General features: G+C 44.6%; 1 protein-coding gene. It reads right to left on the bottom strand.

Going from position 1 to position 307, the window contains the following annotated elements:
- Positions 1-122 precede the first annotated feature (122 nt).
- Positions 123-307: 50S ribosomal protein L25 (rplY, locus tag ACP45E_RS01090; protein ID WP_069584605.1), on the bottom strand; the 185-nt coding region annotated here is incomplete at its 5' end.

The raw sequence follows: 307 nt of genomic DNA, 5'->3' as shown, positions 1-307 counted from the left end.
ACGGTGAAACCCCGATGTTGGTAGCATCGGGGTTTCGAATTTTTAGACTATCGAATGGTAAGGTCGATTATCTTATCTATGCAGAAGGCTTGGAGTTATCCAATCAATTCCTTGGTAGGGAATTAGATACGGATGAAGTCCATGTGCTCAACTTTAGGCTTGAACGCGTGACGTTGAACGTCTTGCGGCTTAACCTTAACTTCAGCGCCGTCAACCACTAGAGTGATTGCTTCGTAGAATTCAGGCTTATCCATTTGGTTGATCACGTCAGAGTGAACAAGTTCGATAGATACTGCTGGTGCTTCAC

It is taken from the genome of Vibrio genomosp. F10 str. 9ZD137 (assembly GCF_049974785.1).
GTDB lineage: Bacteria > Pseudomonadota > Gammaproteobacteria > Enterobacterales > Vibrionaceae > Vibrio.
This window is presented reverse-complemented; position numbering and strand designations above follow the sequence as displayed.